This is a genomic window from Inquilinus ginsengisoli, from assembly GCF_031453975.1.
Taxonomy (GTDB): domain Bacteria; phylum Pseudomonadota; class Alphaproteobacteria; order DSM-16000; family Inquilinaceae; genus Inquilinus; species Inquilinus ginsengisoli_A.
Map to the genome: position 1 here is coordinate 558,701 of NZ_JAVDPW010000002.1, position 24,559 is coordinate 583,259.

General features: G+C 69.7%; 24 protein-coding genes. 11 read left to right on the plus strand and 13 right to left on the minus strand.

The features are described from left to right. The first annotated feature begins 4 nt into the window (after nt 1–4). The 3 genes from E9232_RS06445 to E9232_RS06455 all read left to right on the plus strand — a co-directional run bounded on the left by E9232_RS06445 (nt 5) and on the right by E9232_RS06455 (nt 1,582). Nucleotides 5–229, plus strand: coding sequence for a YMGG-like glycine zipper-containing protein (locus E9232_RS06445; RefSeq protein ID WP_309792810.1), 225 nt, complete (start codon nt 5–7; stop codon nt 227–229). A 275-nt stretch (nt 230–504) separates the two neighbouring features. Beyond that, nucleotides 505–1,239 carry a class I SAM-dependent methyltransferase gene (locus E9232_RS06450; protein WP_309792811.1) on the plus strand — a complete coding sequence of 245 codons (735 nt, stop codon included), beginning with the start codon at nt 505–507 and terminating at the stop codon, nt 1,237–1,239. A 10-nt stretch (nt 1,240–1,249) separates the two neighbouring features. After that, complete coding sequence (locus E9232_RS06455; protein WP_309792812.1) at nt 1,250–1,582, plus strand: DHCW motif cupin fold protein; 333 nt, start codon at nt 1,250–1,252, stop codon at nt 1,580–1,582. A gap of 200 nt (nt 1,583–1,782) precedes the next feature. On the opposite strand, the gene E9232_RS06460 is transcribed toward E9232_RS06455, so the two are convergent. Further along, nucleotides 1,783–2,166 (minus strand): acyl-CoA thioesterase, encoded by a 384-nt coding sequence (locus tag E9232_RS06460; protein WP_441717835.1) that lies wholly within the window; start codon nt 2,164–2,166, stop codon nt 1,783–1,785. 94 nt (nt 2,167–2,260) lie between these two features. Here E9232_RS06460 and parE point away from each other — a divergent pair, with 94 nt between their 5' ends. The 3 genes from parE to E9232_RS06475 all read left to right on the plus strand — a co-directional run bounded on the left by parE (nt 2,261) and on the right by E9232_RS06475 (nt 5,571). Next, entirely contained in the window at nt 2,261–4,240 is a 1,980-nt protein-coding gene (gene parE, locus E9232_RS06465) for a DNA topoisomerase IV subunit B (protein ID WP_309792813.1), read from the plus strand. Between the two features lie 159 nt (nt 4,241–4,399). After that, the gene (locus tag E9232_RS06470) at nt 4,400–4,942 is read left to right on the plus strand and encodes a hypothetical protein (RefSeq protein ID WP_309792814.1); all 543 of its coding nucleotides are present in this window, start codon (nt 4,400–4,402) and stop codon (nt 4,940–4,942) included. 71 nt (nt 4,943–5,013) lie between these two features. After that, on the plus strand, nt 5,014–5,571 hold the full coding sequence (locus tag E9232_RS06475; RefSeq protein ID WP_309792815.1) for a hypothetical protein: 558 nt from the start codon (nt 5,014–5,016) through the stop codon (nt 5,569–5,571). A 6-nt stretch (nt 5,572–5,577) separates the two neighbouring features. Here the strand turns inward: E9232_RS06475 and E9232_RS06480 are convergent, their stop codons facing one another. Beyond that, nucleotides 5,578–6,276, minus strand: a complete 699-nt coding sequence (locus E9232_RS06480) for an alpha/beta fold hydrolase (protein ID WP_309792816.1) — start codon at nt 6,274–6,276, stop codon at nt 5,578–5,580. Then, nucleotides 6,273–6,815 (minus strand): isochorismatase family protein, encoded by a 543-nt coding sequence (locus tag E9232_RS06485; RefSeq protein WP_309792817.1) that lies wholly within the window; start codon nt 6,813–6,815, stop codon nt 6,273–6,275. The genes E9232_RS06480 and E9232_RS06485 overlap by 4 nt, the downstream gene beginning before the upstream one ends. 170 nt (nt 6,816–6,985) lie before the next feature. Between E9232_RS06485 and E9232_RS06490 the strand changes: the two genes are divergently transcribed. Together E9232_RS06490 and E9232_RS06495 are read left to right on the plus strand one after the other, a co-directional pair. Continuing rightward, nucleotides 6,986–8,695 carry a DEAD/DEAH box helicase gene (locus E9232_RS06490; protein ID WP_309792818.1) on the plus strand — a complete coding sequence of 570 codons (1,710 nt, stop codon included), beginning with the start codon at nt 6,986–6,988 and terminating at the stop codon, nt 8,693–8,695. 86 nt (nt 8,696–8,781) lie between these two features. Continuing rightward, nucleotides 8,782–11,145, plus strand: a complete 2,364-nt coding sequence (locus E9232_RS06495) for an LPS-assembly protein LptD (protein WP_309792819.1) — start codon at nt 8,782–8,784, stop codon at nt 11,143–11,145. Nucleotides 11,146–11,164: 19 nt separating this feature from the next. On the opposite strand, the gene E9232_RS06500 is transcribed toward E9232_RS06495, so the two are convergent. The 5 genes from E9232_RS06500 to E9232_RS06520 form a co-directional block, all read right to left on the minus strand. Then, complete coding sequence (locus E9232_RS06500; protein WP_309792820.1) at nt 11,165–12,109, minus strand: DUF6925 family protein; 945 nt, start codon at nt 12,107–12,109, stop codon at nt 11,165–11,167. Then, a complete protein-coding gene (locus E9232_RS06505; RefSeq protein WP_309792821.1) occupies nt 12,109–12,897 on the minus strand; it encodes an ABC transporter ATP-binding protein in 789 nt (262 codons plus the stop codon). Before E9232_RS06505 ends, E9232_RS06500 begins: the two co-directional genes overlap by 1 nt. Then, entirely contained in the window at nt 12,897–13,910 is a 1,014-nt protein-coding gene (locus tag E9232_RS06510) for a FecCD family ABC transporter permease (protein WP_309792822.1), read from the minus strand. The genes E9232_RS06505 and E9232_RS06510 overlap by 1 nt, the downstream gene beginning before the upstream one ends. Before the next feature lie 253 nt (nt 13,911–14,163). Next, on the minus strand, nt 14,164–15,003 hold the full coding sequence (locus E9232_RS06515) for an ABC transporter substrate-binding protein (RefSeq protein ID WP_309792824.1): 840 nt from the start codon (nt 15,001–15,003) through the stop codon (nt 14,164–14,166). Nucleotides 15,004–15,050: 47 nt separating this feature from the next. Then, complete coding sequence (locus E9232_RS06520; protein ID WP_309792825.1) at nt 15,051–16,115, minus strand: LysR family transcriptional regulator; 1,065 nt, start codon at nt 16,113–16,115, stop codon at nt 15,051–15,053. An 82-nt stretch (nt 16,116–16,197) separates the two neighbouring features. Between E9232_RS06520 and E9232_RS06525 the strand changes: the two genes are divergently transcribed. Next, nucleotides 16,198–16,821: an FMN-dependent NADH-azoreductase gene (locus E9232_RS06525; RefSeq protein ID WP_309792827.1), complete on the plus strand. Its 624-nt coding sequence runs from the start codon at nt 16,198–16,200 to the stop codon at nt 16,819–16,821. A gap of 152 nt (nt 16,822–16,973) precedes the next feature. Here the strand turns inward: E9232_RS06525 and E9232_RS06530 are convergent, their stop codons facing one another. Beyond that, nucleotides 16,974–18,467, minus strand: a complete 1,494-nt coding sequence (locus tag E9232_RS06530) for a CoA-acylating methylmalonate-semialdehyde dehydrogenase (protein WP_374710598.1) — start codon at nt 18,465–18,467, stop codon at nt 16,974–16,976. A 199-nt stretch (nt 18,468–18,666) separates the two neighbouring features. On the opposite strand from E9232_RS06530, the gene E9232_RS06535 reads away from it, so the two are divergent. Continuing rightward, complete coding sequence (locus tag E9232_RS06535; protein WP_309792828.1) at nt 18,667–19,392, plus strand: hypothetical protein; 726 nt, start codon at nt 18,667–18,669, stop codon at nt 19,390–19,392. Between the two features lie 11 nt (nt 19,393–19,403). Here E9232_RS06535 and E9232_RS06540 read toward each other — a convergent pair whose 3' ends face one another. After that, the gene (locus E9232_RS06540; RefSeq protein WP_309792829.1) at nt 19,404–20,651 is read right to left on the minus strand and encodes an acyl-CoA dehydrogenase family protein; all 1,248 of its coding nucleotides are present in this window, start codon (nt 20,649–20,651) and stop codon (nt 19,404–19,406) included. Nucleotides 20,652–20,778: 127 nt separating this feature from the next. On the opposite strand from E9232_RS06540, the gene E9232_RS06545 reads away from it, so the two are divergent. Beyond that, the gene (locus E9232_RS06545; protein WP_309792830.1) at nt 20,779–21,915 is read left to right on the plus strand and encodes a D-alanine--D-alanine ligase family protein; all 1,137 of its coding nucleotides are present in this window, start codon (nt 20,779–20,781) and stop codon (nt 21,913–21,915) included. A 323-nt stretch (nt 21,916–22,238) separates the two neighbouring features. Here E9232_RS06545 and E9232_RS06550 read toward each other — a convergent pair whose 3' ends face one another. The 3 genes from E9232_RS06550 to E9232_RS06560 all read right to left on the minus strand — a co-directional run bounded on the left by E9232_RS06550 (nt 22,239) and on the right by E9232_RS06560 (nt 24,541). Beyond that, nucleotides 22,239–23,267 (minus strand): hypothetical protein, encoded by a 1,029-nt coding sequence (locus E9232_RS06550; RefSeq protein ID WP_309792831.1) that lies wholly within the window; start codon nt 23,265–23,267, stop codon nt 22,239–22,241. Nucleotides 23,268–23,276: 9 nt separating this feature from the next. Then, nucleotides 23,277–24,281, minus strand: a complete 1,005-nt coding sequence (locus E9232_RS06555) for a COG1470 family protein (RefSeq protein ID WP_309792832.1) — start codon at nt 24,279–24,281, stop codon at nt 23,277–23,279. A 95-nt stretch (nt 24,282–24,376) separates the two neighbouring features. After that, a complete protein-coding gene (locus E9232_RS06560; protein WP_309792834.1) occupies nt 24,377–24,541 on the minus strand; it encodes a hypothetical protein in 165 nt (54 codons plus the stop codon). Nucleotides 24,542–24,559 lie beyond the last annotated feature (18 nt).

Consider the following 24,559-nt stretch of genomic DNA (forward strand, 5'->3'; position numbering starts at 1 on the left):
CGAGATGAAGACGATTCTCCTGCCGCTGACGCTGTGCGGCGCGCTGCTGGCCTCCGGCTGCAGCAACCTGACCCGCGAGGAGCAGACCACCCTGACCGGCGCCGGGATCGGCGCCGCCGGCGGTGCCGCGATCAGCGCCATCGCGGGCGGCAATGCCGGCATCGGCGCCCTGATCGGCGGCGCCGCCGGTGCCGTGGCCGGCGACCTCAAGGGCAAGGGCTACTGGTAGGCCACAAGGCGCGGCCCGCACCCCGGGCCGCGCCGGCACCGGATATGAAGCCGTCCCTTGACGCCGCACGGCCGGCCCGCGATAGATAGGACATGCCCGTGACCGACACCCACATCGTCGCCAGACCCGCCCGCATCGCCATCGGCGGGACGCCCGGAGTCTGTGCGCGCTGATCCTGGATCGCCGCTCGCAATCGGTCAGCCCCGCCGGAAACGGACGGGGCTTTTTCATGGTCTCGCGCGCCCCGTCCGATCCCCGAAATTGGAGAATCGCACGTGACCCAGAACATCTACGACAACCCTGAATTCTTTGCCGGATACAGCGGGCTGCGCCGGTCGGTCGAAGGCCTGGACGGCGCCCCGGAATGGCCGGCGCTGCGTGCCCTGGTGCCGGACCTCAGGGGCAAGCGGGTGCTCGACCTCGGCTGCGGCTTCGGCTGGTTCTGTCGCTGGGCGCGCCAGGCCGGGGCGGCCGACGTCCTCGGCCTCGACGTGTCGGAGAACATGCTGGCCCGCGCCCGGGCCACCGACCCGGACGCCGCCGTCACCTATGCCAGGGCCGACCTGGAGACACTCGACCTGCCGCCGGCCTCGGTCGACCTCGCCTACAGCTCGCTGGCACTGCACTACATCGCGGACCTGGAGGGGCTGGTGGCGCAGATCCACCGTGCCCTCGCCCCGGGCGGCCGCCTGGTGGCCTCGGTGGAGCACCCGATCTACACCGCGCCCTCCGCCCCCGGCTGGTCGCGCGACGCCGCGGGCCGCGAGGTCTGGCCGGTCGACCGCTACCTGGAGGAAGGCCCGCGCATCACCGACTGGCTGGCCGAGGGCGTGATCAAGCAGCATCGCACCATCGCCACCTATGTCGCCCTGCTGCTGCGCGCCGGCTTCACCCTCGCCCATCTCGAGGAATGGGGCCCGACCGCCGAGCAGATCGCGGACCATCCGGAATTCGCCATCGAGCGCCAGCGCCCGCCCTTCCTGCTGATCGCGGCCGACGTGCCGGCCTGAGGAGCACCCGATGAAGATTCCACCCTTCCCCTTCACCGTGACCGACTGGGACCGGCAGCCCGCGACCGAGCATCCGGGCGAGACCGGAACGGCACACTGGCGCACCCTGGCCATCGGCGACCTGCGCATCCGCATGGTGGAGTACACGCCAGGATACCTGGCCGACCATTGGTGCGACCGGGGCCATGTCCTCTATGTCCTCGAGGGCGAGCTGGAGACCGAGCTGAAGGACGGGCGCCGCTTCACCCTGACGGCCGGCATGAGCTACCAGGTCTCGGATTTCGGCGACGCCGCCCACCGCTCCTCGACCCGCACCGGCGCCAAGCTGTTCATCGTCGATTGAGCCGCTTGACCGGATGTTCCTTCTATGTTCCTATCCACAAATAGGAACACAAAGGGAACATCATGAGCGACTGGACCTTCATCCGCGAGACCGTGACCCTCACCCTGCTGTTCGGCACCTGCTACGCGCTGACCTTCATCGGCTACGGCTGGGGCCTGTAGCGGCCCGCCGCCTGCGGCGTCCCGGCCGCCCTGCCGCCACTATCCCGGCGGCAGCGGCCGCGAGCTGCCCTGCTCATCGATCGCGACATAGGTGAAGGTGCCGTCGGTGACCTTGACGATGGTGTGGTCGCTGCGGCGCTGCACGAAGGTCTCGATCTTCACCTTCATCGAGCTGCGGCCGGTGGCCGCGAGGGTGGCATAGCAGGACACGGTGTCGCCGATGCGCACCGGGGCCAGGAAGCTCATCGCATCCACCGCCACCGTCGCGGTCCGGCCGCGGGCCCGCTCATGCGCCACCACGGCGCCGGCCAGATCCATCTGCGACAGCAGCCAGCCGCCGAAGATGTCCCCGTTCGGATTGGCATCCTTCGGCATGGCGATGGTGCGGAGGGCCGGCACCCCGGCGGGCAGGAGGGTTGTCACCGATCGGATCCTAGATTTGGTTACGTTGAGGGCCGGAAAAGTCTATATGAAGGAATTGGCACGCAAATCCACAGGACGACCCCGACTCCGGATCATGACAGATTTGTTCGCCCCCAGCAGCAAGACCGACAACAGTTACACCGCGAGCGATATTGAGGTTCTCGAGGGGCTCGAACCGGTCCGGCGGCGGCCCGGCATGTATATCGGCGGCACCGACGACCGCGCCCTGCACCACCTCGTCGCCGAAGTGCTCGACAACGCCATGGACGAGGCGGTTGCCGGCCACGCCACCTTGATCGATCTGGCGCTCGATGCCGAAGGCTTCGTCACCGTCCGCGACAACGGCCGCGGTATTCCCGTCGACGAGCATCCCAAATATCCCGGCAAGTCGGCGCTCGAGGTCATCCTGACCACGCTGCATTCCGGCGGCAAGTTCTCGAACAAGGTCTACGCCACCTCGGGCGGCCTGCACGGCGTCGGCCTGTCGGTGGTGAACGCGCTGTCCGACGACCTCAGGGTCGAGGTGGCGCTCGACCGCCAGCTGTACCTCCAGCGCTATTCCCGCGGCGCGCCCCTGGGCCCGCTGGAGCGTGGCGGCACGGTGCAGAACCGGCGCGGCACCACCATCGCCTTCCATCCCGACCCGGAGATCTTCGGCGCCGAGGCGCGGCTGCAGCCCGGCCGGCTGTACCGCCTGGCGCGGTCCAAGGCCTATCTGTTCCGCGGCGTCGAGATCCGCTGGCGCTGCGACCCCGCTCTGGTCTCGGGCGACGACCGCACCCCGGCCGACGCGGTGCTGCATTTCCCCGGCGGCCTGTCCGACTATCTCAAGACCACGCTGGACGACCGGCCGACCCGCACCCCGACCGCCTTCGCCGGCACCGCCACCTTCCCCGGGGGCGGCGGCCAGATCGAATGGGCGGTGGCCTGGCCGGAGGATGACGAGGGCTTCGTCCACACCTACTGCAACACCATCCCGACGCCCCAGGGCGGCACCCATGAGCAGGGCCTGCGCAGCGGCCTGCTGCGCAGCCTGCGCGGCTTCGCCGAGCTGGCCAACCACAAGCGGGCCGGCCAGATCACCGCCGACGACGTGATGGGCGGCGTGGCGGTGCTGCTGTCGATCTTCATCCCCAACCCGCAGTTCCAGAGCCAGACCAAGGACCGCCTGTCCTCGCCCGAGGCGACCAAGCTGGTCGAGGGCGCGATCAAGGACCATTTCGACCATTGGCTGTCGGCCGACCCGAAATCGGCCGAAGGGCTGCTCGAATTCCTCACCGAGCGGGCGGAGGAGCGGCTGCGCCGCAAGCAGGCCAAGGACAATGGCCGCAAGACCCCGACCGCGCGCCTGCGCCTGCCGGGCAAGCTGGCCGATTGCAGCCGCACTGCGCCCGAGGGCACCGAGATCTTCCTGGTCGAGGGCGATTCGGCCGGCGGCTCGGCCAAGGCGGCGCGCAAGCGCGAGACCCAGGCCATCCTGCCGCTGCGCGGCAAGATCCTGAACGTGGCCAGCGCCTCGGCCGACAAGCTGGCCGGCAACCAGGAGATCTCGGACCTGGCGCTGGCGCTGGGCTGCGGCACCCGCGGCCAGTACGCCAGCGACAAGCTGCGCTACGAGCGCGTCATCATCATGACCGACGCCGATGTCGACGGCGCCCACATCGCGTCGCTGCTGATGACCTTCTTCTACAAGGAGATGCGCGGCCTGATCGCCGAGGGCCACCTGTTCCTGGCCCAGCCGCCGCTGTACCGGGTGCAGGCCGGCAACACCACGGTCTACTGCCGCGACGACGCCCACAAGGACGAGGTGCTGGCCAAGCAGTTCGCCGGCAAGAAGGTCGAGATCAGCCGCTTCAAGGGCCTCGGCGAGATGATGCCGGCACAGCTGCGCGACACCACCATGGACCCGTCGACACGCTCGCTGCTGCGGGTCGAGCTGACGGATGACGCCGAGGATGAGTTCGACGGCCGCCGCACCGCCGATCTGGTCGAACAGCTGATGGGCCGCAAGCCGGAACTGCGGCTGCGCTTCATCCAGCAGAACGCGACCAAGGCGACCGAGCTGGATATCTGAGACCAAGGGGGGTGCGACATCGGGCACGGCACAGGCTGTGACCTGGGGCACCATCCGCCCCGACGGGCCCGCCGTATAAGGGGGCGTGGCCGGATCATTGGCGATGCCTCACGGCGAGCCGTATGATGATGACCGGCCTGCCAACGGATGAGAACGAATATGACCTCCCGTCTTCGCCGCCTTCTCCCCCTCTCCGCCCTGGCCCTGGCCGGAACCGGCCTCGCCGCCTGCGCCGGCGGCGGCCTCAGCGGTGGCCGTGTCGTGGTCGACGACATCAACCCGCTCTACTCCAGTGTCGAGTTCTCCTCGGCCGCCGACGGGCGCGACCTGCGCACCACGGTGCAGGGCAATCCCTTCGGCACGCCCGGCTTCGACCAGGCGGTGGCGCAGATCATGACCGCCACCTATGTCGGCCCGAAGACGCGCTTCACCCCGACGCCGGGCCCCAGCGCCAAGCGCGACTACTTCGTCGCCCTGGCGGTCAACCCCCAGCCCGATGTCGTCTCCGGCTCGCTGTGCAACGGCCAGGCGGTGACCACGGCGCCGGCCCAGCGCCCGATCGTCATCCGCGCCGCCTTCTGCGTCGCCGGGCGCGAAGCGTCCTCGGTGTCGGCCTATCTCGACCAGGCCAGCGGGCCGACCGATCCGAAGTTCGTCGACACCATCCGCCAGCTGACGATCCAGCTGTTCCCCTACCGGTGAGGTCCGGCGGCGGATGGGCTCCCGCCCCTCCGCCGCCCCCATCGATCGACAGCCTCCGGAAGGGCCGCCCCATGACCCCGTTGCGCGCCGTCCCCGCCACCGCCCTGGCCCTGCTGCTGCTGGCCGGATGCACCGGCCCCCGCATCGTCCGCAGCGACCTCAACGCCCTCTACTCCAGCGGCGAGTTCTTCGCCGCCGCCGACGGCCGCGACCTGCGCACCATCATCCAGGGCAACCCCTACGGCAACACGCCGGGCTTCGAGCAGCTGGTGGCGCAGATCATGACCGGCACCTATGTCGGCCCGCGCACCCGCTTCACCCCGACCCCGGGGCCGACCGAGAACCGCGACTATTTCGTCTCGGTGGTGTTCAACGCCCAGCCGGCGGTCAACCCGTTCGACCTGTGCGACCGCAAGACCTGGACCACGGCCCCGGCCATGCGGCCGATCCTCGTTCGCGCCGCCTTCTGCGTCGCCGGCCGCGAGGCGTCGGCGGTGACCGGCTTCCTCGACCAGTCCAGCGGGCCGGACGATCCCGCCTTCATCAACCTGATCAGCCACCTCACCATCGAGCTGTTCCCCTACACCCCGCCGCCCCTGTTCGGACGGATCGGCGGGTTCCCCGACTGAGCGGCCTCACAACAGCCCGAGCCATGACGCCAGCGCGGCATTGACCGCGTCGGGCCGCTCCATCGGCGACAGGTGGCCGCTGTCCTCGACCACGACCAGCTCCGCCCCGGGGATCAGCCCCGCCATCTCCTCCGACAGCGGCAGCGGCGTCAGCGCATCCTGCCGGCCGCACGCCACCAAAGTGGGGCAGTCGATCCGCATCAGGTCCGGCCGGCTGTCGGGACGCCCGAGGATCGCCGTCTGCTGCCGCAGGAAGGCGTCCCGGCCGATCCGGCCGGCCATCGCCATCACCCGCCCGGTCAGGATCGGATCCGCCAGCCGGTCGGGATGCAGCAGGGTCGGCAGCAGCCGCGGCGTCACCCCCTTGAACCGGCCGGTCCGGGCCAGCGCCAGCAGGGCGCGGCGGCGGCGGGTCTGCTCCTCGCTGTCCGGCCGGGCCGAAGTGTCGAGCAGCGCCAGCCCCGCCACCCGTCCCGGCGCCTGGCGCATGATCTCCAGCGCGACATAACCGCCCATCGAGAGACCTGCGAGGGCGAAGCGCTGCGGCGCATCCGCCAGCACCGCCCGGGCCAACGCGGCCACGGTGTCGGCGCCGGCGATGTTGGCGACCACCACCGGCCGGTCGGCCGAGACGATCGCCAGCTGTGCCGCCCACAGATCCGCATCGCAGAGCAGGCCAGGCACGAACACGACCGGCAGGGTCATCGCAGGAAGGCGCTCACCGTCCGGAACTCGTCGGTCCCGGCCTGGCCGAGCCATTCGAAGCAGGCCATTTCCGCCGTCACCAGCTCGATCCCGCCCTGGACCAGGCGCAGCTCCGCCACCGCGGTGCTGCGCGGCGCCCGCGACGTCGTCGCGTCGATCGCCACCACCGCGCGGAAACCGGCGTCGTGCAGGTCGAAGGCGCTCTGCAGCACGCAGACATGGCTCTCCAGCCCGCACAGCACCACGGTGCGGCGGCCGATGCCTTCGAGGTGGTCGAGCAGGGCCGGTTCGCCGACGGCGGAGAAGCGCACCTTCGGTACAACCGGCGCATCCGGCGCCAGCGCCACCAGCTCCGGCAGGGTCGGCCCCAGTCCTTTCGGGTACTGTTCGGCGAACAGCACCGGCACGCCGAGCGCCGCCGCGCTGCGGATCAGGGTCTCGATCGCCTTCCGTGCCGTCGCGAAATCATGCATCGCCGACACCAGCTTCTCCTGCACGTCGACCACCAGGAGAACGCTGTCTTCCCGATCGAGCAGCATTCGTCACGTCTCCCACTTCTTCATCGTCAAACCGCGCGACTCGCGCCCCGCTAGGGTGAGCCATGCCCGGCTGTCTCGATAGTTTCAATTGACTTGACGGGTGGTTTTCCCATCTAAAGGGCATGCGGCGGGCCGCTCGGCGCGCCCCCATTAGTAAAGATTCCTGTACGATGCTCTTTTCGGATCTTGGGCTGAAGCCCGAAATCCTGCGTGCCGTGGACGATGTCGGCTACACCACCCCGACCCCGATCCAGGCCCAGGCCATACCTTATGTGTTGATGGGCCGCGACGTCCTCGGCATCGCCCAGACCGGCACCGGCAAGACCGCCGGCTTCACCCTGCCGATGCTGGAGATCCTTGCCTCCGGCCGGGCGCGGGCGCGCATGCCGCGCTCGCTGATCCTGGAGCCGACTCGCGAGCTCGCCGCCCAGGTGGCCGAGAATTTCGAGCTGTACGGCAAGTACGAGAAGCTGTCCTACGCCCTGCTGATCGGCGGCGAGAGCTTCGAGGACCAGATCAAGAAGCTGGACCGCGGCGTCGACGTGCTGATCGCGACCCCGGGCCGGATGCTCGACCTGTTCGAGCGCGGCAAGGTGCTGCTGGCCGACGTCAAGATCCTGGTGATCGACGAAGCCGACCGCATGCTCGACATGGGCTTCATCCCCGACATCGAGCGCATCGTCGGCCTGCTGCCGCCGCTGCGGCAGACCCTGTTCTTCTCGGCCACCATGCCGCCGGAGATCCGGCGCCTGTCCGAGGCCTTCCTGAGCAATCCGAAGCAGATCTCGGTGGCGCCGCCGGCGACCACCGGCGAGCTGCTTGAGCAGCACATCGTGGTGGTCGAGGCCGACGACAAGCGCAAGGCGCTGCGCCACCTGCTGCGGGCCGAGGACGTCAAGAGCGCCTTCGTGTTCTGCAACCGCAAGCGCGATGTGTCGGTGGTGTTCAAGTCGCTGCAGAGCCATGGCTTCAACGCCGGGCAGATGCATGGCGACCTGGTGCAATCGGTGCGCAACGAGACGCTGGACCGGTTCAAGCGCGGCGACATCACCACGCTGGTCTGCAGCGACGTCGCCGCCCGCGGCATCGACGTCAGCGACATCGGTCATGTCTTCAACTTCGACGTGCCGATCCACGCCGACGACTATGTCCACCGCGTCGGCCGCACCGGCCGTGCCGGCAAGACCGGCAAGGCCTATTCGATCGCGACGCCCGAGGACGGCCGCTTCGTCAAGGCGATCGAGAGCCTGATCAAGAAGCAGATCCCGGTCCTGGTGCTGCCGGAGATCGGGTTGGAAGGCTTCCTGTCCGACGACGAGATCAAGCAGCGCGGCAAGGCGCGCCGGCGCGGCGAGCGCCCGGAGGCGCCCAAGCGCAGGACCCGCGACTCGGCCGCCGCCGAGCCGCGCCGCACGGAAGAGCCTCAGGTGGTTGCCGAGGAGGCCAGCGCCGCCCCGGTGGTCGAGGATCGGCCGCGTCGCGGCAGGCCCCGTCCCGCCCCCCGCCAGGCCGCTCCGCGTCAGGCCGATGCCCGCCAGACCGACTCGCGTCCGGCGGACTCGCGGCACGACGAGCCGCGCCAGGCGGAGCCCGCTGCGGTCGCGTCCCACCGCAGTGAAGGCCACCGCAGCGAGGGCCATCGCGACGAGGCACCGCGCAGCGAGGCCCGTCGCCACGACGACCGTCCGCGGCCAGCGCAGGACCGCCCCCGCCGTGACGATCGCAACGAGGATCGGGGCCGCGACCGGCGCCATTCCTCGCGCGAGGATCGCGACGACACACCGGTGCTCGGGCTGGGCGACCACGTCCCGGCCTTCCTGCTGCGGCCGGTTCCGCAGCGCAAGCGCACCGCCGCCGAGGTCACCGAAACCGCCGCTTGATCGGTCCCTGCCGCGACGCACGTTGACTTCGCCCCTTCGCATTCGGCACAAGGGGCGACGGCTCGTGTCGGAGCGTGGAAGCGGCAGTGAAACGAATCAATCGGTTATCGTCATTTCTCAGCGCCGTTTCCGTTCTCGCCGTTCTGACGGCGGTCGGTGCGTCGGCCCAGGAACAGCAGCCCCCCGCCGCTCCGGGGGCTCCCGAGCCGCCGGCGCCTGAGCAGAAACCGGCCGCCCCCGCGGGGGAGCCGCCGGTCGTCATCGCCGACGAGCTGATCTACGACCAGACGCTGGGTCTCGTGACCGCGCGCGGCAAGGTCGAGATCAACCAGAACAACCAGATCCTCCGCGCCGATCAGGTCACCTACAACCAGAAGACCCAGATCGTCGCGGCCAGCGGCCATGTCGCCCTGGTCCAGCCCGGGGGCGAGGTCATGCTGGGCGACTATGCCGAGCTGACCGACGACATGAAGGACGGCTTCATCCAGCAGGTGTCGCTGATCCTGTCCGACAACTCGCGGATGATCGGCAACAGCGCGGTGCGCGAGCGCGGCGAGATCACCACCATCGACCGCGCCCTCTATTCGCCCTGCAACCTGTGCAAGGACGACCCGACGGCACCGCCGCTGTGGCAGATCCGCGCCATCCGGGTGACCAGCGACGCGGTGTCGAAGGACATCATCTTCCACGACGCCTTCATCGACCTGTTCGGCGTCCCGCTGTTCTACTCGCCGTACTTCTCGATGCCCGACCCGTCGGTCGACCGCCGCCAGGGCTTCCTGTTCCCGAGCTTCGGCTCGACCTCCGACGTCGGGCCGTTCTTCGGCCTGCAGTATTATTTCGACATCTCGCCGGACCAGGACGCCACGGTGGGCGCCACGCTGACCCGCGATTCCGGCACGCTGTTCACCGGCGAGTACCGCAAGCGCTTCGACAAGGGCCTCATCACCCTCAACGGCAGCATCAACCAGAGCGGCTACAGCAAGATCCTGAACGACAATTCAGGACCCAACGGCAGCAACCTCGACTTCCGGTCGCAGCAGCTGCGCTGGCACTTCTTCGGCACGGCGGCCTACGACTTCGACCAGAACTGGCGGTTCGGCGTCAACGTCAACCGCACGTCTGATCGCACCTATATCGACAACTTCAACATCTCCGGCGCGGATATCCTGCAGAGCCGGGCTTTTGCCGAAGGCTTCTACGGCCTGAACTATATCGGGGTCGAGGCGCTGGACTGGCAGGACCTGCGCACGCCCGGCACCGGCGTCGGCAGCAAGGGCTTCTCGCCCACCATCCTGCCCTCGGTCACCGCGAACTACGTCAGCGAACCCAACACCATCCTCGGCGGCCAATGGTTCGCCAACGCCAGCGCCGTCAGCCTGCTGCGCGACTTCGATGCTGTGACCAGCGACCCCAACCGCGGCATCGACACCCGGCGCCTGTCCACCCAGGCCGGCTGGCAGCGGGAGTTCTACAGCGACAGCGGCATCGTGCTGTCGGCACGGACCTATCTGCGGGCCGACGTCTACCAGTCGGACGACGTGCCGGACGGCACCCTGGTGGTGAATGGCGGGCCCGACGAGGTCCTGACCAAGAACGGCGTCGCCGCCACCCGGCTGTTCCCGGTCGCGACGGCGACCGCGCGCTATCCCTTCGTCGGGCAGCTCGGCTCCTACCAGCAGATGCTGGAGCCGATCGTCAGCCTCAGCGTCGCGCCGCATGTCAGCAACGGCGACAAGATCCCGAACAACGACAGCTCGGACATCGAGTTCGACGAGATCAACCTGTTCAGCGAAAGCCGCTTCCCGGGCCTCGACCGGGTCGAGGGCGGCCAGCACGTCTCCTACGGCTTCCGCTACGGGCTGTACGGGGTCGACGGCACCTCCGCGACCTTCTTCCTGGGCCAAAGCTATCGCTTCGAGACCGATGACGATTTCCCGGAGAGCTCCGGCCTGCGCGACCAGCTGTCCGACTATGTCGGCCGCGTGACCGTGCATCCCGGGCCCTACCTGAACCTCGACTGGCGCTTCCGGCTGGACAAGGACAACTTCTACAGCCGCCGGCAATACGTCCAGGCCACCACCACCGGACCCGACTGGCTGAACCTCAACGTCAACTACAGCCTGCTCGACGACAAGGGCGAGGACGACGAGGGCAACAGCTTCAACCAGCAGCAGCTGGGGGCCGGCGCCAAGGCCCAGATCACGGATTTCTGGTCGCTCTCCACCGGCATGACCTACGACATCGAGAACATGCGGCCGTTCCGCTACAATCTCGGCGCCCAGTACATGGATGAGTGCTTCACCTTCGGCGTCAACGTGCAGCGCCAGTTCACCACCGCCGAGGACCAGAAGGAGGGCTATTCCTTCTTCCTGACGCTGAACCTGAAGAATCTGGGCGAGGTGCCGCTGAAGTTCAGCGCCGACCAGAGCCGCACGCCGGGCACCTGATAAGGCTCGGGCGCCTGACTTAGAGGCTGGCCAGGGCCCGGGTCTGGCATCGCGCGACCCGGCCGACGGCCCGGTCGGCGCGGCTGTCCAGCGCCGGCAGCCCCTGGCCGACGCCCAGCGCGGCCATGACCTCGTCCTTCAGCGCCACCGCATGCGGATCGCCGAACTCCCGCCAAACGGCCTGGAACGCGTCGTGGCGCCCTCGGTCGAAGGGCTGGCTGCGCCCCATTGCATCGCGGGCGGGGTGCGGCGGGAACAGATGGGCGCAGGGCACCCAGCCCGCCGGGATCGGTGCTGTCGCCGCATGGGTGCGGCCGCTCGCCAGCAGCTTCGGCAGCACATGGGTGTGCGGCCCCTCCGGGCTGCGGCCGTCGGCCGGCGGCACCGGCTGGTAGACCTCGATGCGCCCCAGCCGCGCCTGGAACACGCGGTGCGGACCGGCGGCGATCAGCGCGCCCGTCAGCGAATTGCCGGGCGCGAACAGCGACTGCCCGCATCCCGCCCGCAGCTGCGCCAGCAGGGCCGGATCGGCGCTGCGCACACAGATGTCGGCCTGCAGCATGCCGAGGCCGAGGTCGAACAGGATTGCCTCGCGATCCCCCGGTCGCAGTGCCGCTTCGTCGGGCCCGAGTTCGGTGACCACCGATCGCCGGTTCATCGCCGCCTGCGCCGCCTCCAGGCACAGCGCCACCGCATGGCTCCAGCGATCGTCCTCCACCGCGGTCTCGTAGGCGACAGGGCGCAGCCCGGCGATCCAGTCGATCCGCATCGCGCCGAGATCGGTGACGACGGCGACGCCGCCGGCATCGGCCGTCACTGCCACCGGTTCCCCCGGCGTACGCAGGAACTCGGCGATCGCACCGAAGCCCCCCAGGCTCCAGCCGGTGTCGGCCTCTGCCACCTGCTCCCGGATCAGGCGCCGCACCGCCTCCGGCCCCGGCTCCGGCTGACGCTCGATCGCCATCACCCCTCCCCCTTCGGCCCAATGCGGGACCACGGCAGGACGTAGCCGACGCCGTCCCGCTGGCCGCGCTGCACCTCCACCGCATAGGCCCGGCGCAGATGGTCGTCGGTCAGCACCGCCTCGGGCGGGCCGTCGGCCAGGATCCGTCCATCCTGCAGCAGCACCAGCCGGTCGCAGAAGCGGCCGGCCAGCGGCAGGTCGTGCAGCACCGCCAGGATGCCGGTGCCCGCCCGCGCCCGGCCCTGCAGCAGCTCCATGATCTGCAGCTGGTGGAACGGGTCCAGCGCCGCCACCGGCTCGTCCGCGAACAGCATCGGCGCCTCGACCGCCAGCGCCCGGGCGAACAGCACCCGCATCCGCTCCCCCGCCGACAGTTGGCCGGCGGTGCGCAGCCGGAGATGCGCGGCGTCGGCGGCGTCCAGCGCCCGGGCCACCGCGTCGCGGTCGGCCGCGGACAGCCCGCCCAGGCCCCGGCGATGTGGCAGCCGCCCCAGCGCGACCAGATGATCGACCCGCAGCGGCCAGTTCACCTCGCCGCCCTGCATCAGTACCGACAGGCCGCGCGCCAGGGCGTCGCCGCCGAGTTGCCGCGCCGACCGGCCATCATAGCGGACCGCGCCGGCATCCGGCGCCAGCAGGTTGGCCAGGATGCGCAGCAGCGTGGTCTTGCCGGCGCCGTTCGGGCCGATCAGCCCGACCAGCTCGCCCGGCACCAAAGCGAGGTCGACCCCGGCGAGGACCGGCCGGCCGCCCAGGGCGATGCGGAGTCCGATGGCGTCGATCCGCATCACGGGCTCCGCCGCAGCCGCCAGATCAGGCTGAACAGGAACGGCGCGCCGATGATCGCGGTGACGACGCCCAGCTTCAGCTCCGGCTGCACCCGGACCAGCCGCAGCCCGATATCGGCCAGGAGGATCAGCACCGCGCCGCCGAGGCCGCTGACCAGCAGCAGGCGCCCCGGCCGGTGCCCGACCAACGGCCGCAGCAGATGCGGCACCACCAGCCCGACGAAGCCGATCGCGCCGGTCACCGCCACGGCGCTGCCGACCGCCAGCGCGGTGCCCAGGATCAGCTGCAGCCGCAGCCGGCCGAGGCCGAAGCCGAGGCTGGCCGCCGTGTCCTCGCCCAGGGTCAGCGCGTCGAGGGCGCGGCCGCCAGCCAGGATCAGGCCCCAGCCCAGCAGCATCGGCGGCAGCACCAGCCAGACATGGACCATGCTGCGGTCGGCCAGCGACCCCATCAGCCAGAACACGATCTCCAGCGCCGCATAGGGGTTGGGCGACAGGTTGAGGGCCAGCGCGGTCAGGGCGCCGGCGGCGCTGCCGATGGCGACGCCGGCCAGGATCAGGGTCATGGTGCCGGCGCCGCGCCGGACCAGGCCGAACAGCAGCAGCGTCGCCAGCGCCGCCCCGGCGATGCCGCCCAGCGGCAGGGCCAGCGCGAAGCTGCCGGCGAGGCCGGAGTAGAATACCAGCACCGCGCCCAGCGCCGCCGCGGCCGACACGCCGATCACCCCCGGCTCGGCCAGCGGGTTGCGCAGCAGTCCCTGCATCGCCGCGCCGCTGAGGCCGAGGCTGAAGCCGACCAGCAGGCCGAGCAGCGCCCGCGGCAGCCGCAGCTCGACCAGCACCAGCGCCGGCAGGGTCTGGCGGCCCGCCAGGACGTCGCCCAGCGCCGCGGACAGGTCGAAGGGGGTGTAGCCGGTGGCGACCGACCACGCCAGGCAGGCGAGTGCGGCCAGGGCGAGCCCGGCGACCAGCAGGGTGTGGGAGGGGATGGCGGAGTTGACTCCAGCGGTCATCCTTCCTCCGCCGAAAACAGGCCATTGGACGCCCAAACGCATTGCCTCTCCCGCCTGGCGCCCCTTCTTGTCCCCCCTCCCCTTGCGGGAGGGGGATAGGGGGAGGGGTCTGCGCGCATCGGCGCGCGAACGGGTCGGATCGCACTCGACCGCGAAGCCGGGGGCAGCAGACCTGCATCGGTTCTGAGTGGAGAAAACCCCCTCCCCCTACCCCCCTCCCGCAGGGGGAGGGGGGACTTGGAAAATCGCTCTCTCACGGCCCCGCCCCCTCCGCCTGGCGAGCCGCGGCGGCGATCAGGGCAGCAGCGTCCGCCACCTCGGGCCCGGCGCAGGTCCACAGCCGCGACGGCACCCGGACCAGCCGGAGATCCGGCAGGGCCGCCAGGATCGGGTGGTCCAGCAGGGCTTCGCCCAGGGACGGGTCGCGGTTCTCCGCCTGGTTCAGGATCAGCAGCCGCACCCCGGCCAGGGCCACGGTCTCGAGCGGGATCTGGCCGTAATTCTCCAGCCCCTGCTCAGCGGCGAGGTTGCGGGCGCCGGCCCGGGCCAGGATCTCGTCGACCAATGAGCCGCGGCCGGCGGTGAAGCCGTTCGGCCGCAGCACCACCGCCAGCGGATGCGACGCCGGCGGCCGGATCGCCGCCAGCCGGGCATCCATCGCCGCGACCATGCCCTCGCCCCGCTCCACCTGCCCCAGCGCCGCCGCCACCCGGCGGGTCTGGGCGCGGATGCCGTCGATGGTGTCGGGCACATCGAGCTCCAGGATCGGCAGGCCCAGCCGGCGCAGCAGCGCCACCGTGGTCCGGGCGGTGAAGGCGCCGACCACGACCAGGTCGGGCCTGAGGGCCGCGACCTCCTCCGCCAGGCCGTGGTTGACCGGCACCGTCGCCGCCTCGGCCGCCACCACGGAATTGTCAGGGTTGCGCGCCAGCCAGGTCACCGACTGCACGTCGGCGCGGTCGGCCAGGCGCAGCACCAGCGCATCGGCGCACAGGTTGAGCGAGACGATCCGCTGCGGCTTCGCCGCCGCCGGGATGGCGGCGAGACCGATGGCCAGGAGGAGCAGGAGGCCTGTCGTCGTCGGGCGGGGCATCGGATCAGGGGCTGACCTTCAGGGCCGAGGGACCCGGCGCGGCCACGCTAGTGGGGCGCCGCCCGGGCCGTCAACATCATCGCGTCCAGGCCGAGCGCGACCGCATTGGCGCCGGAATCGGCATAGGGCGGAAGCACGTCCTCGGCCGGCAGCTCGCTGTCGCAGATCGCCACCATCCGCGGGACCCAGCGGACGACATGGTCGACCAGCGCTCGCACCGCCGGCACCAGGCCGCGGCGGGAGGCGAACACCGCCTGCACCTCCCCCTCCGGCACCCGCCAGTCGAGCAGGATGTGCTCCAGCTGCCCGGCCTGGATCGCCGGGCGGCAGATGTAGTCCGGCAGCAGCGCCGCGCCGAGCCCGTCGACCGCGGCCTGGCGCAGGGTGAACATGTCGTCGGTCGCCAGCCGCGGCACATGCGGCACCGACTGGGTGCCGCCATCGGCATCAGCCAGGGTCCAGCTGTGGCGGCCGTCGGCGCGATGCAGGTCGAGCGTGCCGAGCCCGATCAAATCCACCGGCTCCAGCGGCCGGCCCAGCCGGTCGAGCAGCGCCGGCGCGGCCACCACCACGCCGCGGGTCTGGGACAGCACCCGGACGACGACGTCGGAGGGTTCGGTCGGCGGCCGGCGGACGCGGAAGGCCAGGTCGACCCGCTCCTCGATCACGTCGACCCGGCGGCCGGTCAGTTCCATGGCGATGCGCACCGCCGGATGGGCGGCCAGGAAGCTGTTGATCAGCGGCGCGATCATGGTCTGGGCCAGGATGTGCGGGCAGGTGATCCGGATCAGCCCGCTCGGCTCCGACCGCGCCTGGGCCACCGCCTGCTCCGCCGCCTCGGCCTCGGCCAGCATGGTCTCGCAACGGCGCAGGAAGCTCTCGCCGACATCGGTCAGCGACAGCCGGCGGGTCGAGCGCTGCAGCAACCGGACGCCGAGCTGGTCCTCCAGCCCGGCGATGCGGCGGCTGAGCCGCGACTTGGGCAGGCCCAGCGCCCGGCCGGCGGCGGTGAAGCCGCCCAGCTGCGCCACCTTGGCGAAGAGGCGGAGGTCGTTCAGGTCCAGCATCGCGCTCACCGCAGCCACATTGTGATCACCGATGGAACGATCCATCACGAATTTCGGGGCTACAGACTGATTGGCATCACTCGTAAATGCAATGTCGATGTCATCTGTAACACCGAGGGGCTACCCCATGAAGATCCTGCACATCGATTCCAGCGTGCTCGGCGACGCCTCGGTGTCCCGCCAACTGACCAAGGCGACCGTCGACGGCTGGCGCGCCCGCTATCCCCAGGCCGAGCTGGTGTATCGCGATCTCGACGCCGCCCCGCCGGAGCACCTGTCGGGCGAGCGCGCCGCCGTGGTGAAGTTCGGCAAGGATGCCGACCTGACGGGGCCCCAGGCCGAGGAGCGGGTGCTGGTCGACGCCATCGTCGGGGAGTTCCTGTCGGCCGACGTCGTGGTGATCGGCGCGCCGATGTACAATTTCTCGGTGCCGACCCAGCTGAAGGCCTGGATCGACCGGTTGGCGCAGGCGGGGCGCACTTTCCGCTACACCGAGAAGGGCCCGATCGGCCTGGCCGGCGGCCGCAAGGTCGTCATCGTCTCCTCGCGCGGCGGCGTCTACACCGCAGGTCTCGAGGCCCTGGACCATCAGGAGGCCTATCTGCGCACCATCCTCGGCTTCCTCGGCGTCACCGAGATCGACTTCGTCCGCGCCGAGGGCCTGGCGATGGGCCCGGAGCACCGCGACCGCGCCGTGGCCGAGGCGCATCTGCAGGCCAAGGCCTCGTCGGGCCTGGTCGAAGCCGCCTGATAGTCAATTTTTGCTGTCATTGCCCGGCTTGACCGGGCAATCCAGGGGCCGTCGAGAGCCGCTCTAGCTGCCCCTGGATGCCACGGTCAAGCCGTGGCATGACAATCGGAAATTGGGAGGTGAGCTTTAGGCTCACCTCCCATCATCACCGTTCAGCGCATCACCGGCATGGTGAACTCGGCCCCGCCCTTGATCCCCGTCGGCCAGCGCTCGGTCACCGTCTTCAGCTTGGTGTAGAAGCGCACGCCGTCATTGCCGTACATGCCGAGATCGCCGAAGGCCGACCGCTTCCAGCCGCCGAAGGTGTGGAATGCCATCGGCACCGGGATCGGCACGTTGACGCCGACCATGCCGACATTGCAGTTGCTGACGAAGGTCCGCGCCGCGTCGCCGTCGCGGGTGAAGATCGCGGTGCCGTTGCCGTATTCGTGGTCGTTGACCAGGCCCAGCGCGGTCTTGAAGTCCGGCGCGCGGACCACGGACAGCACCGGCCCGAAGATCTCTTCCTTGTAGATCCGCATGTTCGGCTCGACATGGTCGAACAGGCAGCCGCCGACGAAATAGCCGCCCTCATAGCCCTGCAGCTTCAGGCCGCGGCCGTCGACCAGCAGCTTGGCGCCCTCCTGGACGCCGATGTCGACATAGCCACGCACCTTGTCGTAGTGCTGCTTGGTGACCAGCGGCCCCATCTCGGCATCCGGATCGGTGCCCGGCGCCACCTTCAGCGCCCGCACCTTGGGCACCAGCTTCTCGACCAGCCGGTCGCCGACGTCACCGACCGCGACCGCCACCGACACCGCCATGCAGCGCTCGCCGGCCGAGCCGTAGCCGGCCCCCATCAGCGCGTCGACCGCCTTGTCGAGGTCGGCGTCCGGCATCACCACCATGTGGTTCTTGGCGCCGCACAGCGCCTGCACCCGCTTCCCGTGGGCGGCCGCGGTCGAATAGATGTACTCGCCGATCGCAGTCGACCCGACGAAGCTGACGGCGGCGACGCGCGGGTCGGTCAGCAGCGAATCGACCGCGACCTTGTCGCCATGCAGCACGTTCAGCACGCCCGGAGGCGCGCCCGCCTCGAGCAGCTTGGCGGCCAGCCAGTTGGCGGCGGACGGGTCCTTCTCCGACGGCTTCAGCACGAAGGTGTTGCCGCAGGCGATGGCGATGGAGAACATCCACAGCGGCACCATCACCGGGAAGTTGAACGGCGTGATGCCGGCGCAGACCCCGACCGGCTGGCGGATCGAGAAGCTGTCGATCTCGCGCCCGACATTCTCGGAGAATTCGCCCTTCAGCAGATGCGGGATGCCGCAGGCGAACTCCACCACCTCCAACCCGCGCTGGATCGAGCCCTTGGCGTCGGACAGGACCTTGCCGTGCTCGGCGGTGACGATCTGCGCCAGCTCCTCGACGTTCTCCTCGATCAGCTGCTTGAACCTGAACATCACGCGGGCGCGGATCACCGTCGGCGTCGCCGCCCAGCCGGGCAGCGCCTTCTGGGCCGAGGCGATGGCGGCATCGGCATCCTCGGTCGAGGCGAAGTCGACACGGCCCGAGACCTCGCCGGTCGCCGGGTTGAACACGTCGCCGCCGCGGCCGCTGCGGCCGGGCGCGGCCTTGCCGTCGATGAAATGATGGATCGAACCCACGCTGCGCTCCTCCAGAACAAAAATTCTATAGCACCGACCGCTTGGAACGGGCCGATTGTAGCGCGGCGGCCCGGCCGGGAAAAGCGGACCGAATCGCCGTGATCGCACCGACAGGCTTGGCGGCCGGGGTGCCCGTGTCGTAACTGTCGGCCCATGCTACGGCGGCGGCGCCCGCCGGCAAAGGGTTAGGATTGGGTGCATGGGTCTCGGTCTCTATGATCCGGAGCGTCGCTACCGCCGGCGCGTCTGGGGCACGATCATCCGCGTGTTCTTCTCGATCACCGTGCTGCTGGTGGCGGCGGGCTTCGCCTACCAGATCGGCGTCGAGCGGACCAAGGGGCAGATCGCGACGCTGCAGGGCCAGGTCACCAGCCTGTCCCAGGCCAAAAGCGGGCTGGAGCAGGAGCGCATCCAGCTGCAGGCCGCGGCCCAGACGGCGCAGATCCAGTACCGCGAGCTGATGGCCCGATTCGAGCGCGAGGTGCCGACCGGCACCTATCGCGAGCTGGCCGACAAGGTCTCGCAGCGGCTGCATGACGGGCTCGACCCGCAGCGCCTGGCCTTCTACATCGACCAGGCGGCCCCGCCGCGCGACTGCAAGGCGGGCGAGAGCAAGCGCTTCATCCTGCCGACCCAGAACGCCGTCGGCTCGAACGGCTCGGTCGCCTTCGCCAACAACACCATCGCCGTGACCGGCCGCGGCGAGGGCACGGTCGACGACGCCGGCAAGGCGCAGGCCTGGTACGACCCGGCCAAGTCGGTGACCGTCAACTTCCGCGGCATCGACGGCAAACAGGCCACCGCCACCGGTGTCCTGCCGCTGTTCCAGACCATGGTGGTCGGCGAGAAGGAGTATCGCTTCAGCCTGGTCGAGGCCGAGCGCAGCTTCGTCCGCGTCACCAGCGAAGTCTGCGCCTTCCCGTAAGAGACTGCCGTTTAGTGAACCTTGGCCCGGTCCAGCAGCAGCTTGCCGGCGCCGACATACTGGCGCTGCTGCACCGTGGCGTGCTGGGCCGCGGTGTGCAGGTCGCGCATCCGGCGCTGCAGCGGCGAAGTGTCGTAGACCGCGGCGCCGCCGGCCAGGGTGTAGCAGGCATCGGCGGCGCGGACGGCGGTGGTGACGATCCACACCCCGGTCTGGACACCCTGGGCGTAGAGCGCGTCGTCCTTCAGCGTGCCCGCCTGGGCGTGGCGCCAATGGCTTTCGGCCTGGGCCATCAGCACCGGCCGCAGCGCCCGGACATCGGCCGCGACCCGGCCGAGCTCGGCCTGGAACAGCTCCGAATCCCGCATCGGCGCCGGCGCCCGCAGCTGCTGCCGCCCGGTGCCGGCCAGCTCCACCAGCTCGGCCAGGACACCCTCGGCCATGCCGGTGCTGAAGGCGCCGTGGAACAGCGCCAGGAGATGCGGCACGGCCTGGTACAGCGGCCCCGGCTGGCACGCCCTGCCGTCGGGAAAGTCGAAGACGTTCGCGTCCGGCACCAGCGTGTCGGTCAGCGCGATGTGGTGGCTGCCGGTGCCCTTGAGCCCGGCGACGTCCCAGGTGTCCTCGATCTGCCACTCCCGCGCCGGCATCACCACGCCGCGGATCAGCGGCGGGCCGGCCTCGCCGGCGGGCCCGGGAAGCGGCTTGCCGCCCCGGGTCACGACGCACAGCCCGAGCATCCAGTCGGCATGCTGGCAGCCGCTGGCGAAGGGCCAGCGCCCGGTCACCCGATAGCCGCCCGGCGCCACCTCGGCCTTGCCGAGCGGCGCGATGGTACCGGCGCAGATCGTGTCCGGCCCATCGCGATAGATCCGCTCATAGGTCGTGCGCGGCAGCTGGGGCAGGAACACGGCGGAGGCGCTGCCGATCATCGCGGTCCAGCCGACCGAACCGTCGATCCGGCTGAGCGCGGCGAGGGCCTCCAGCGCCTGCGGCAGCGTCAGCTCCAGCCCGCCATGGCTGCGCGGCGCGAACATGCGGAAGACGCCGATCGACCGCAGCGTGTCGACCACGTCGAGCGGCATCCGGCGCGCGGCCTCGAATTCCGCCGCCCGCGCGGCGAGGGCCGGGGCCAGGCCGCGGATGTCGGCGAGCAGCCGCGCGGCCGCGTCGGCCTGCGCCTCGGCCGGAGATCCTGCCGTCCCGCCGCCTTGCGCGTCGATGGTCGAGATGTCCCGAACCGAGGTCTGGGGCTGCATGGCCCTCTCCCAAGCTGTTGCAGCCCGAACCCTGCGGCGCCCGGGTTGCCGCAGCATGACGGATTCCGGGAATGAGGTTACGGTTGCAGCCTGCCCCGGCCGCCCGCCGCCACCCTGTGAGCCGCCCATGCCGCCCTCCCCGCTCCGCCGCGTCGTCATCGCCTATGAGCCCGAGGCCGCCTGCCGGGCGCGGCTGACGGCGGCCGGCTTCGATGCCGGCATCGCCGCGGAGATCGCCTGCTACCTGGCCCAGGCGACCGACCTCGCCGCCATCCGGCCGGAGATCGCCGCGGCGCTCGGCGAGGCCGGGCTGGACGCCGTCTTCGTCGAGCTCGACGGGCTGGTCGACGCGCTGCCGGACCTGATGGCGCGGCGGCACGACACCATCCTGTGGTGCCAGACCGACGGCATCGCCTATTACCGCGGCAGCGCCGCGCCCGCCTTGGCCCGGCTGGCCGGCATCCGCAGCTATGGCAGCCCGCCGCAGGCCCAGCATCTGTGCCAGGACAAGTTCAAATGCACCGCCCTGGCGGCGGCGGCCGGCCTGCCGGTGCCGCCCACCGCCCTGGCCGAGGGCGACAGGGTGATCGCCGGCGGCGCGGTGCTGGAGGGGCCGGGGCCGTTCTTCGTCAAGCCCAACACGCTGGGCGCCAAGATCGGCATCTTCGGCGATTCCACGGCCGCGGATGCCGCCGGCGCCCTGCGCCTGGCCGCGCGCCTGCACCACCGCTACCGCGACCGGGCGGTGATCCAGCCCTTCATCCCCGGCCACGACCTGCGAGTCAGCTTCATGGATGTCGGCCGCCCCTTGGCCCCGTCGCTCGGCATCGCCCGGCTGCTGAAGGACCCGGACAGCGAGACCGGCGGCGCCTTCATGACCATGCGCGACAATGCCAGCCTGTCGGGCAGCCGCGACACCGAGGGTGCCGAAACCGGCTTCGGCACCGGCCAGGACCGCGCCTTCGTGCCGAAGCTGTCGGACCTGCGCGCCGAGGCCCGGTCGAACCCGGGTGCCGCCGCGACCGTCGCGGCGATCGAGGCCATGGTGCCGCGGCTGGCCGCACTGTTCGGCCTGCGCGACTATTTCTCGGTCGACATCCGGATGGCCGAGGACGGAGCGCTGCAGATCCTGGAGTTCGAGACCTGCCCGGCGGTGACGATCTACGACTTCCAGGCCTATCTGCGCGACGCCCACGGCCTGCCGCTCGGCCCCGCCCTCGCCCGCTCCCTGACCCTGGCGCATGGCCGGCCGCCGGATGTGTGATGCGGCGCCAGGGGTCCGCTATGGCGATCGCCCTCGCGCCGCAGGGGCGAAATCCGGCAGCTCTGGCGCCTTTCGACCGAGGCTGTGTAAAAACCCGATTGCTGAGCACTGTCGCGCAATCCTCTATCGGGAGGGGACGCCGAAGGATCGCAAAAGATTCTGGACAGCGCCCTAATCGGTAGCAGAATTGCTCACCGGAGATGTGGCCTGGCGTTTGCACACGGCCTGTCCCCCATTGCCGACATCCAAGGGCCTTTAAGGCTCCCCTGAAGCGGATACCCCCTTCGGCCCGGCGAGCCTCGAAACCGGTGGTGACACGATTCTCATGGGATGAAGACTTTCGAGCATCCATCGATCGCGGGATGGACAACCCAGTTCTGAGCGGGGTCGTCGCGATTGCCGTTGGTCTGCGCGATCGTCGCGTTATTGAGCATGTCGCACCAGAACTTGACCGCGGCCTTCACCCGGTCGGGGGTGTCAAGGCCCAGTCCCATGCCGATGTCGGCCGGCCAGGGATCTTCGAAATTCAGGCCGCGCAAGATGACCTGGCAATCATGCACGGCATGCATCTCGTTCCAACCGACATGGAGTGAATCGTAGATCCAGTCGCCCTTGACGATCACAAGGTCACCGCGGTTGATCTCGCCCTTGTTGTGATCGACGTCGGACGGTGAGCCGACGTCCAGCGGGTTGAAATAGCTGGCGATCTCGCCGAGACCCAACAGCGCGGCGAGAATCCAGAGGATGGTCGCGATGATGTACCCGATCGGGCCGGCGGCCAGCAGCAGCACCAGCGCTGCGATCAGAATCGCCAATGTCAGATTGGCCCAGATCAGCATGTTGCGGATGCCGCTGCCTTCGAATTCGCAGTGCAGCATCTTCATGTGGTTGAGATCCGAGCCGTTCTGCCCGTAGTGAAGACCGATCTGCAGGATTGCCGGCTGCTCGGCGACCAGATCGCCGAGCGGGCCATCCCAGAACTCCTGCTTGGGCCGTGCAATGTCGGTCGGGCCCCCGGCCAGAAAAATGTTGATTGTGTAGTCGTCGTCACCGGCCTTGGTCAGATCGGGCGGATGATTGTGACCCTCGACGAGACCGATGGCGCAGACCACGCCGCCCAGGCAGATCAGCCGGTCATAGAGCCACCAGAGAAGAAAAATGATCAGCGCGATGAAGAGCGCGATCAGGATCGGCAGCGTGTAGATGAGAGAAGAACCCCCCGGCACCGCATAGGCAGCGATGAAAGCCGCGGCGATCAGCCCTAGAATGCCCAAGAGATAGGTATAGCCAACAACAGTGGCACCCACGAAATTGATCGGCTGGACGCAGGATGTGTATTGGCGATATGCCATGACGTCCCCCTAGCTCTTGGTGACCTTGAGTGTCACACCGCCGGCATAGACGCCATCTGACAGGGCGTTCACGTTGAACGGCTTTTCGCCTGTGAAGCCGGTGCGCGGTGTGATCTCGACCGCGACCTGGACTTCCTGGCCGGGCGCGAGCTGCGGGGCCGGCGGCTGGATGTCGACTGCCCATCCGGGCGGCACTGGGAAGAGCGCGCGGTTGTGGCGCACCCTGATGCGGCGCAGGCGCTCCGGAAATGTGCCGCGGTCCTCCGGGCCGATCGCGGCCTTGCAGGCCTCCGGATCGGGAATGGCATAGGTGTCAACCTCGAAGGCGTAGCTTCGCGGTTTCGCGGAATCATTGCGCAGGCCGAAGGCGAACTGGGCCGGCGAATGGGCAGCAACAACGTCGAGATTGTTTTGCCCGAGATTGTTCGCCGGATTGGCGTCGTCGACCCATTCTAGCAAGACCTGCAGGCAATAATGCCCCGCCGTCGGCGGCGTCCTCCAGGGCATGCGTGCGTCGGCCGGAGCACCGGCACCGCCCTTGACGCCGAGATTGACGAAGGTCGTGCCGATCGCGGTCGAGACGGTCGCGATGCCAAAGGACAGATAGGAGAAAATCACCTTCAGCCCGACGCAGGGCGCCTCATAGGAATTGTTCCAGATCGTCGCGCCGATCTCATAGTCGGTATCGGGCAGGAGATCGTTTTCCGGTACGATGACGCCGCCGCGGCGAAGGACGATGTCGGGGTTGTCCCAGGTGACCGGCAGGCCGAGGCTCAGGAGATACTGCTGCGAATAGATACAGGGATCGGGGCGGTGGAAGGAGGGATGATCGACCTCGCAGGGGTCCTTGCCTGCCGCCTCCTGCTCCGAATGGGGGAGCTTCAGCCGGGCGCACAGAGCCCTGATCACCGCGATCAGGCGCTTGAGCAGATCGATGCCGTCGACCGCCCACCGATAGGTGAGGACCTGCAGCAGATGGAGCACGATCCTCAGGATGAACTTGACGTGGTTCATGCCGCAGCACTCCCGTCGCCGGGCCGGTGGCGCTCGATCTCCGCTTCAACGTCAGGAGGCGCCCACTTTTCGCCCAGCGGTCATATATCGTCCGCTCACCGGCCTCGCTTATTCCGCGTCGGGGCCGCGCTGCGCCCTCTCCATCGGGACCATGCGACGAAGGCGCCGTAGGCGACGAACGGGATCAGCAGAATCGCCGCCTCGAGAGAACCCGATCCGCCGTCCGGGGAGACGCCGAAGATACGTTCGATGAAATCCATGTCGAAATGTCCTTCCCC

Excerpts from the sequence above, each read along its gene's own strand:
- E9232_RS06445 (WP_309792810.1), top strand. The coding sequence starts at position 5 with ATGAAGACGATTCTCCTGCCGCTGACGCTGTGCGGCGCGCTGCTGGCC.
- E9232_RS06455 (WP_309792812.1), top strand. The coding sequence starts at position 1,250 with ATGAAGATTCCACCCTTCCCCTTCACCGTGACCGACTGGGACCGGCAG.
- parE (WP_309792813.1), top strand. The coding sequence starts at position 2,261 with ATGACAGATTTGTTCGCCCCCAGCAGCAAGACCGACAACAGTTACACC.
- E9232_RS06470 (WP_309792814.1), top strand. The coding sequence starts at position 4,400 with ATGACCTCCCGTCTTCGCCGCCTTCTCCCCCTCTCCGCCCTGGCCCTG.
- E9232_RS06475 (WP_309792815.1), top strand. The coding sequence starts at position 5,014 with ATGACCCCGTTGCGCGCCGTCCCCGCCACCGCCCTGGCCCTGCTGCTG.
- E9232_RS06480 (WP_309792816.1), bottom strand. The coding sequence starts at position 6,276 with ATGACCCTGCCGGTCGTGTTCGTGCCTGGCCTGCTCTGCGATGCGGAT.
- E9232_RS06485 (WP_309792817.1), bottom strand. The coding sequence starts at position 6,815 with ATGCTGCTCGATCGGGAAGACAGCGTTCTCCTGGTGGTCGACGTGCAG.
- E9232_RS06490 (WP_309792818.1), top strand. The coding sequence starts at position 6,986 with ATGCTCTTTTCGGATCTTGGGCTGAAGCCCGAAATCCTGCGTGCCGTG.
- E9232_RS06500 (WP_309792820.1), bottom strand. The coding sequence starts at position 12,109 with ATGGCGATCGAGCGTCAGCCGGAGCCGGGGCCGGAGGCGGTGCGGCGC.
- E9232_RS06505 (WP_309792821.1), bottom strand. The coding sequence starts at position 12,897 with ATGCGGATCGACGCCATCGGACTCCGCATCGCCCTGGGCGGCCGGCCG.
- E9232_RS06510 (WP_309792822.1), bottom strand. The coding sequence starts at position 13,910 with ATGACCGCTGGAGTCAACTCCGCCATCCCCTCCCACACCCTGCTGGTC.
- E9232_RS06515 (WP_309792824.1), bottom strand. The coding sequence starts at position 15,003 with ATGCCCCGCCCGACGACGACAGGCCTCCTGCTCCTCCTGGCCATCGGT.
- E9232_RS06520 (WP_309792825.1), bottom strand. The coding sequence starts at position 16,115 with ATGGATCGTTCCATCGGTGATCACAATGTGGCTGCGGTGAGCGCGATG.
- E9232_RS06525 (WP_309792827.1), top strand. The coding sequence starts at position 16,198 with ATGAAGATCCTGCACATCGATTCCAGCGTGCTCGGCGACGCCTCGGTG.
- E9232_RS06535 (WP_309792828.1), top strand. The coding sequence starts at position 18,667 with ATGGGTCTCGGTCTCTATGATCCGGAGCGTCGCTACCGCCGGCGCGTC.
- E9232_RS06540 (WP_309792829.1), bottom strand. The coding sequence starts at position 20,651 with ATGCAGCCCCAGACCTCGGTTCGGGACATCTCGACCATCGACGCGCAA.
- E9232_RS06545 (WP_309792830.1), top strand. The coding sequence starts at position 20,779 with ATGCCGCCCTCCCCGCTCCGCCGCGTCGTCATCGCCTATGAGCCCGAG.
- E9232_RS06550 (WP_309792831.1), bottom strand. The coding sequence starts at position 23,267 with ATGGCATATCGCCAATACACATCCTGCGTCCAGCCGATCAATTTCGTG.
- E9232_RS06555 (WP_309792832.1), bottom strand. The coding sequence starts at position 24,281 with ATGAACCACGTCAAGTTCATCCTGAGGATCGTGCTCCATCTGCTGCAG.
- E9232_RS06560 (WP_309792834.1), bottom strand. The coding sequence starts at position 24,541 with ATGGATTTCATCGAACGTATCTTCGGCGTCTCCCCGGACGGCGGATCG.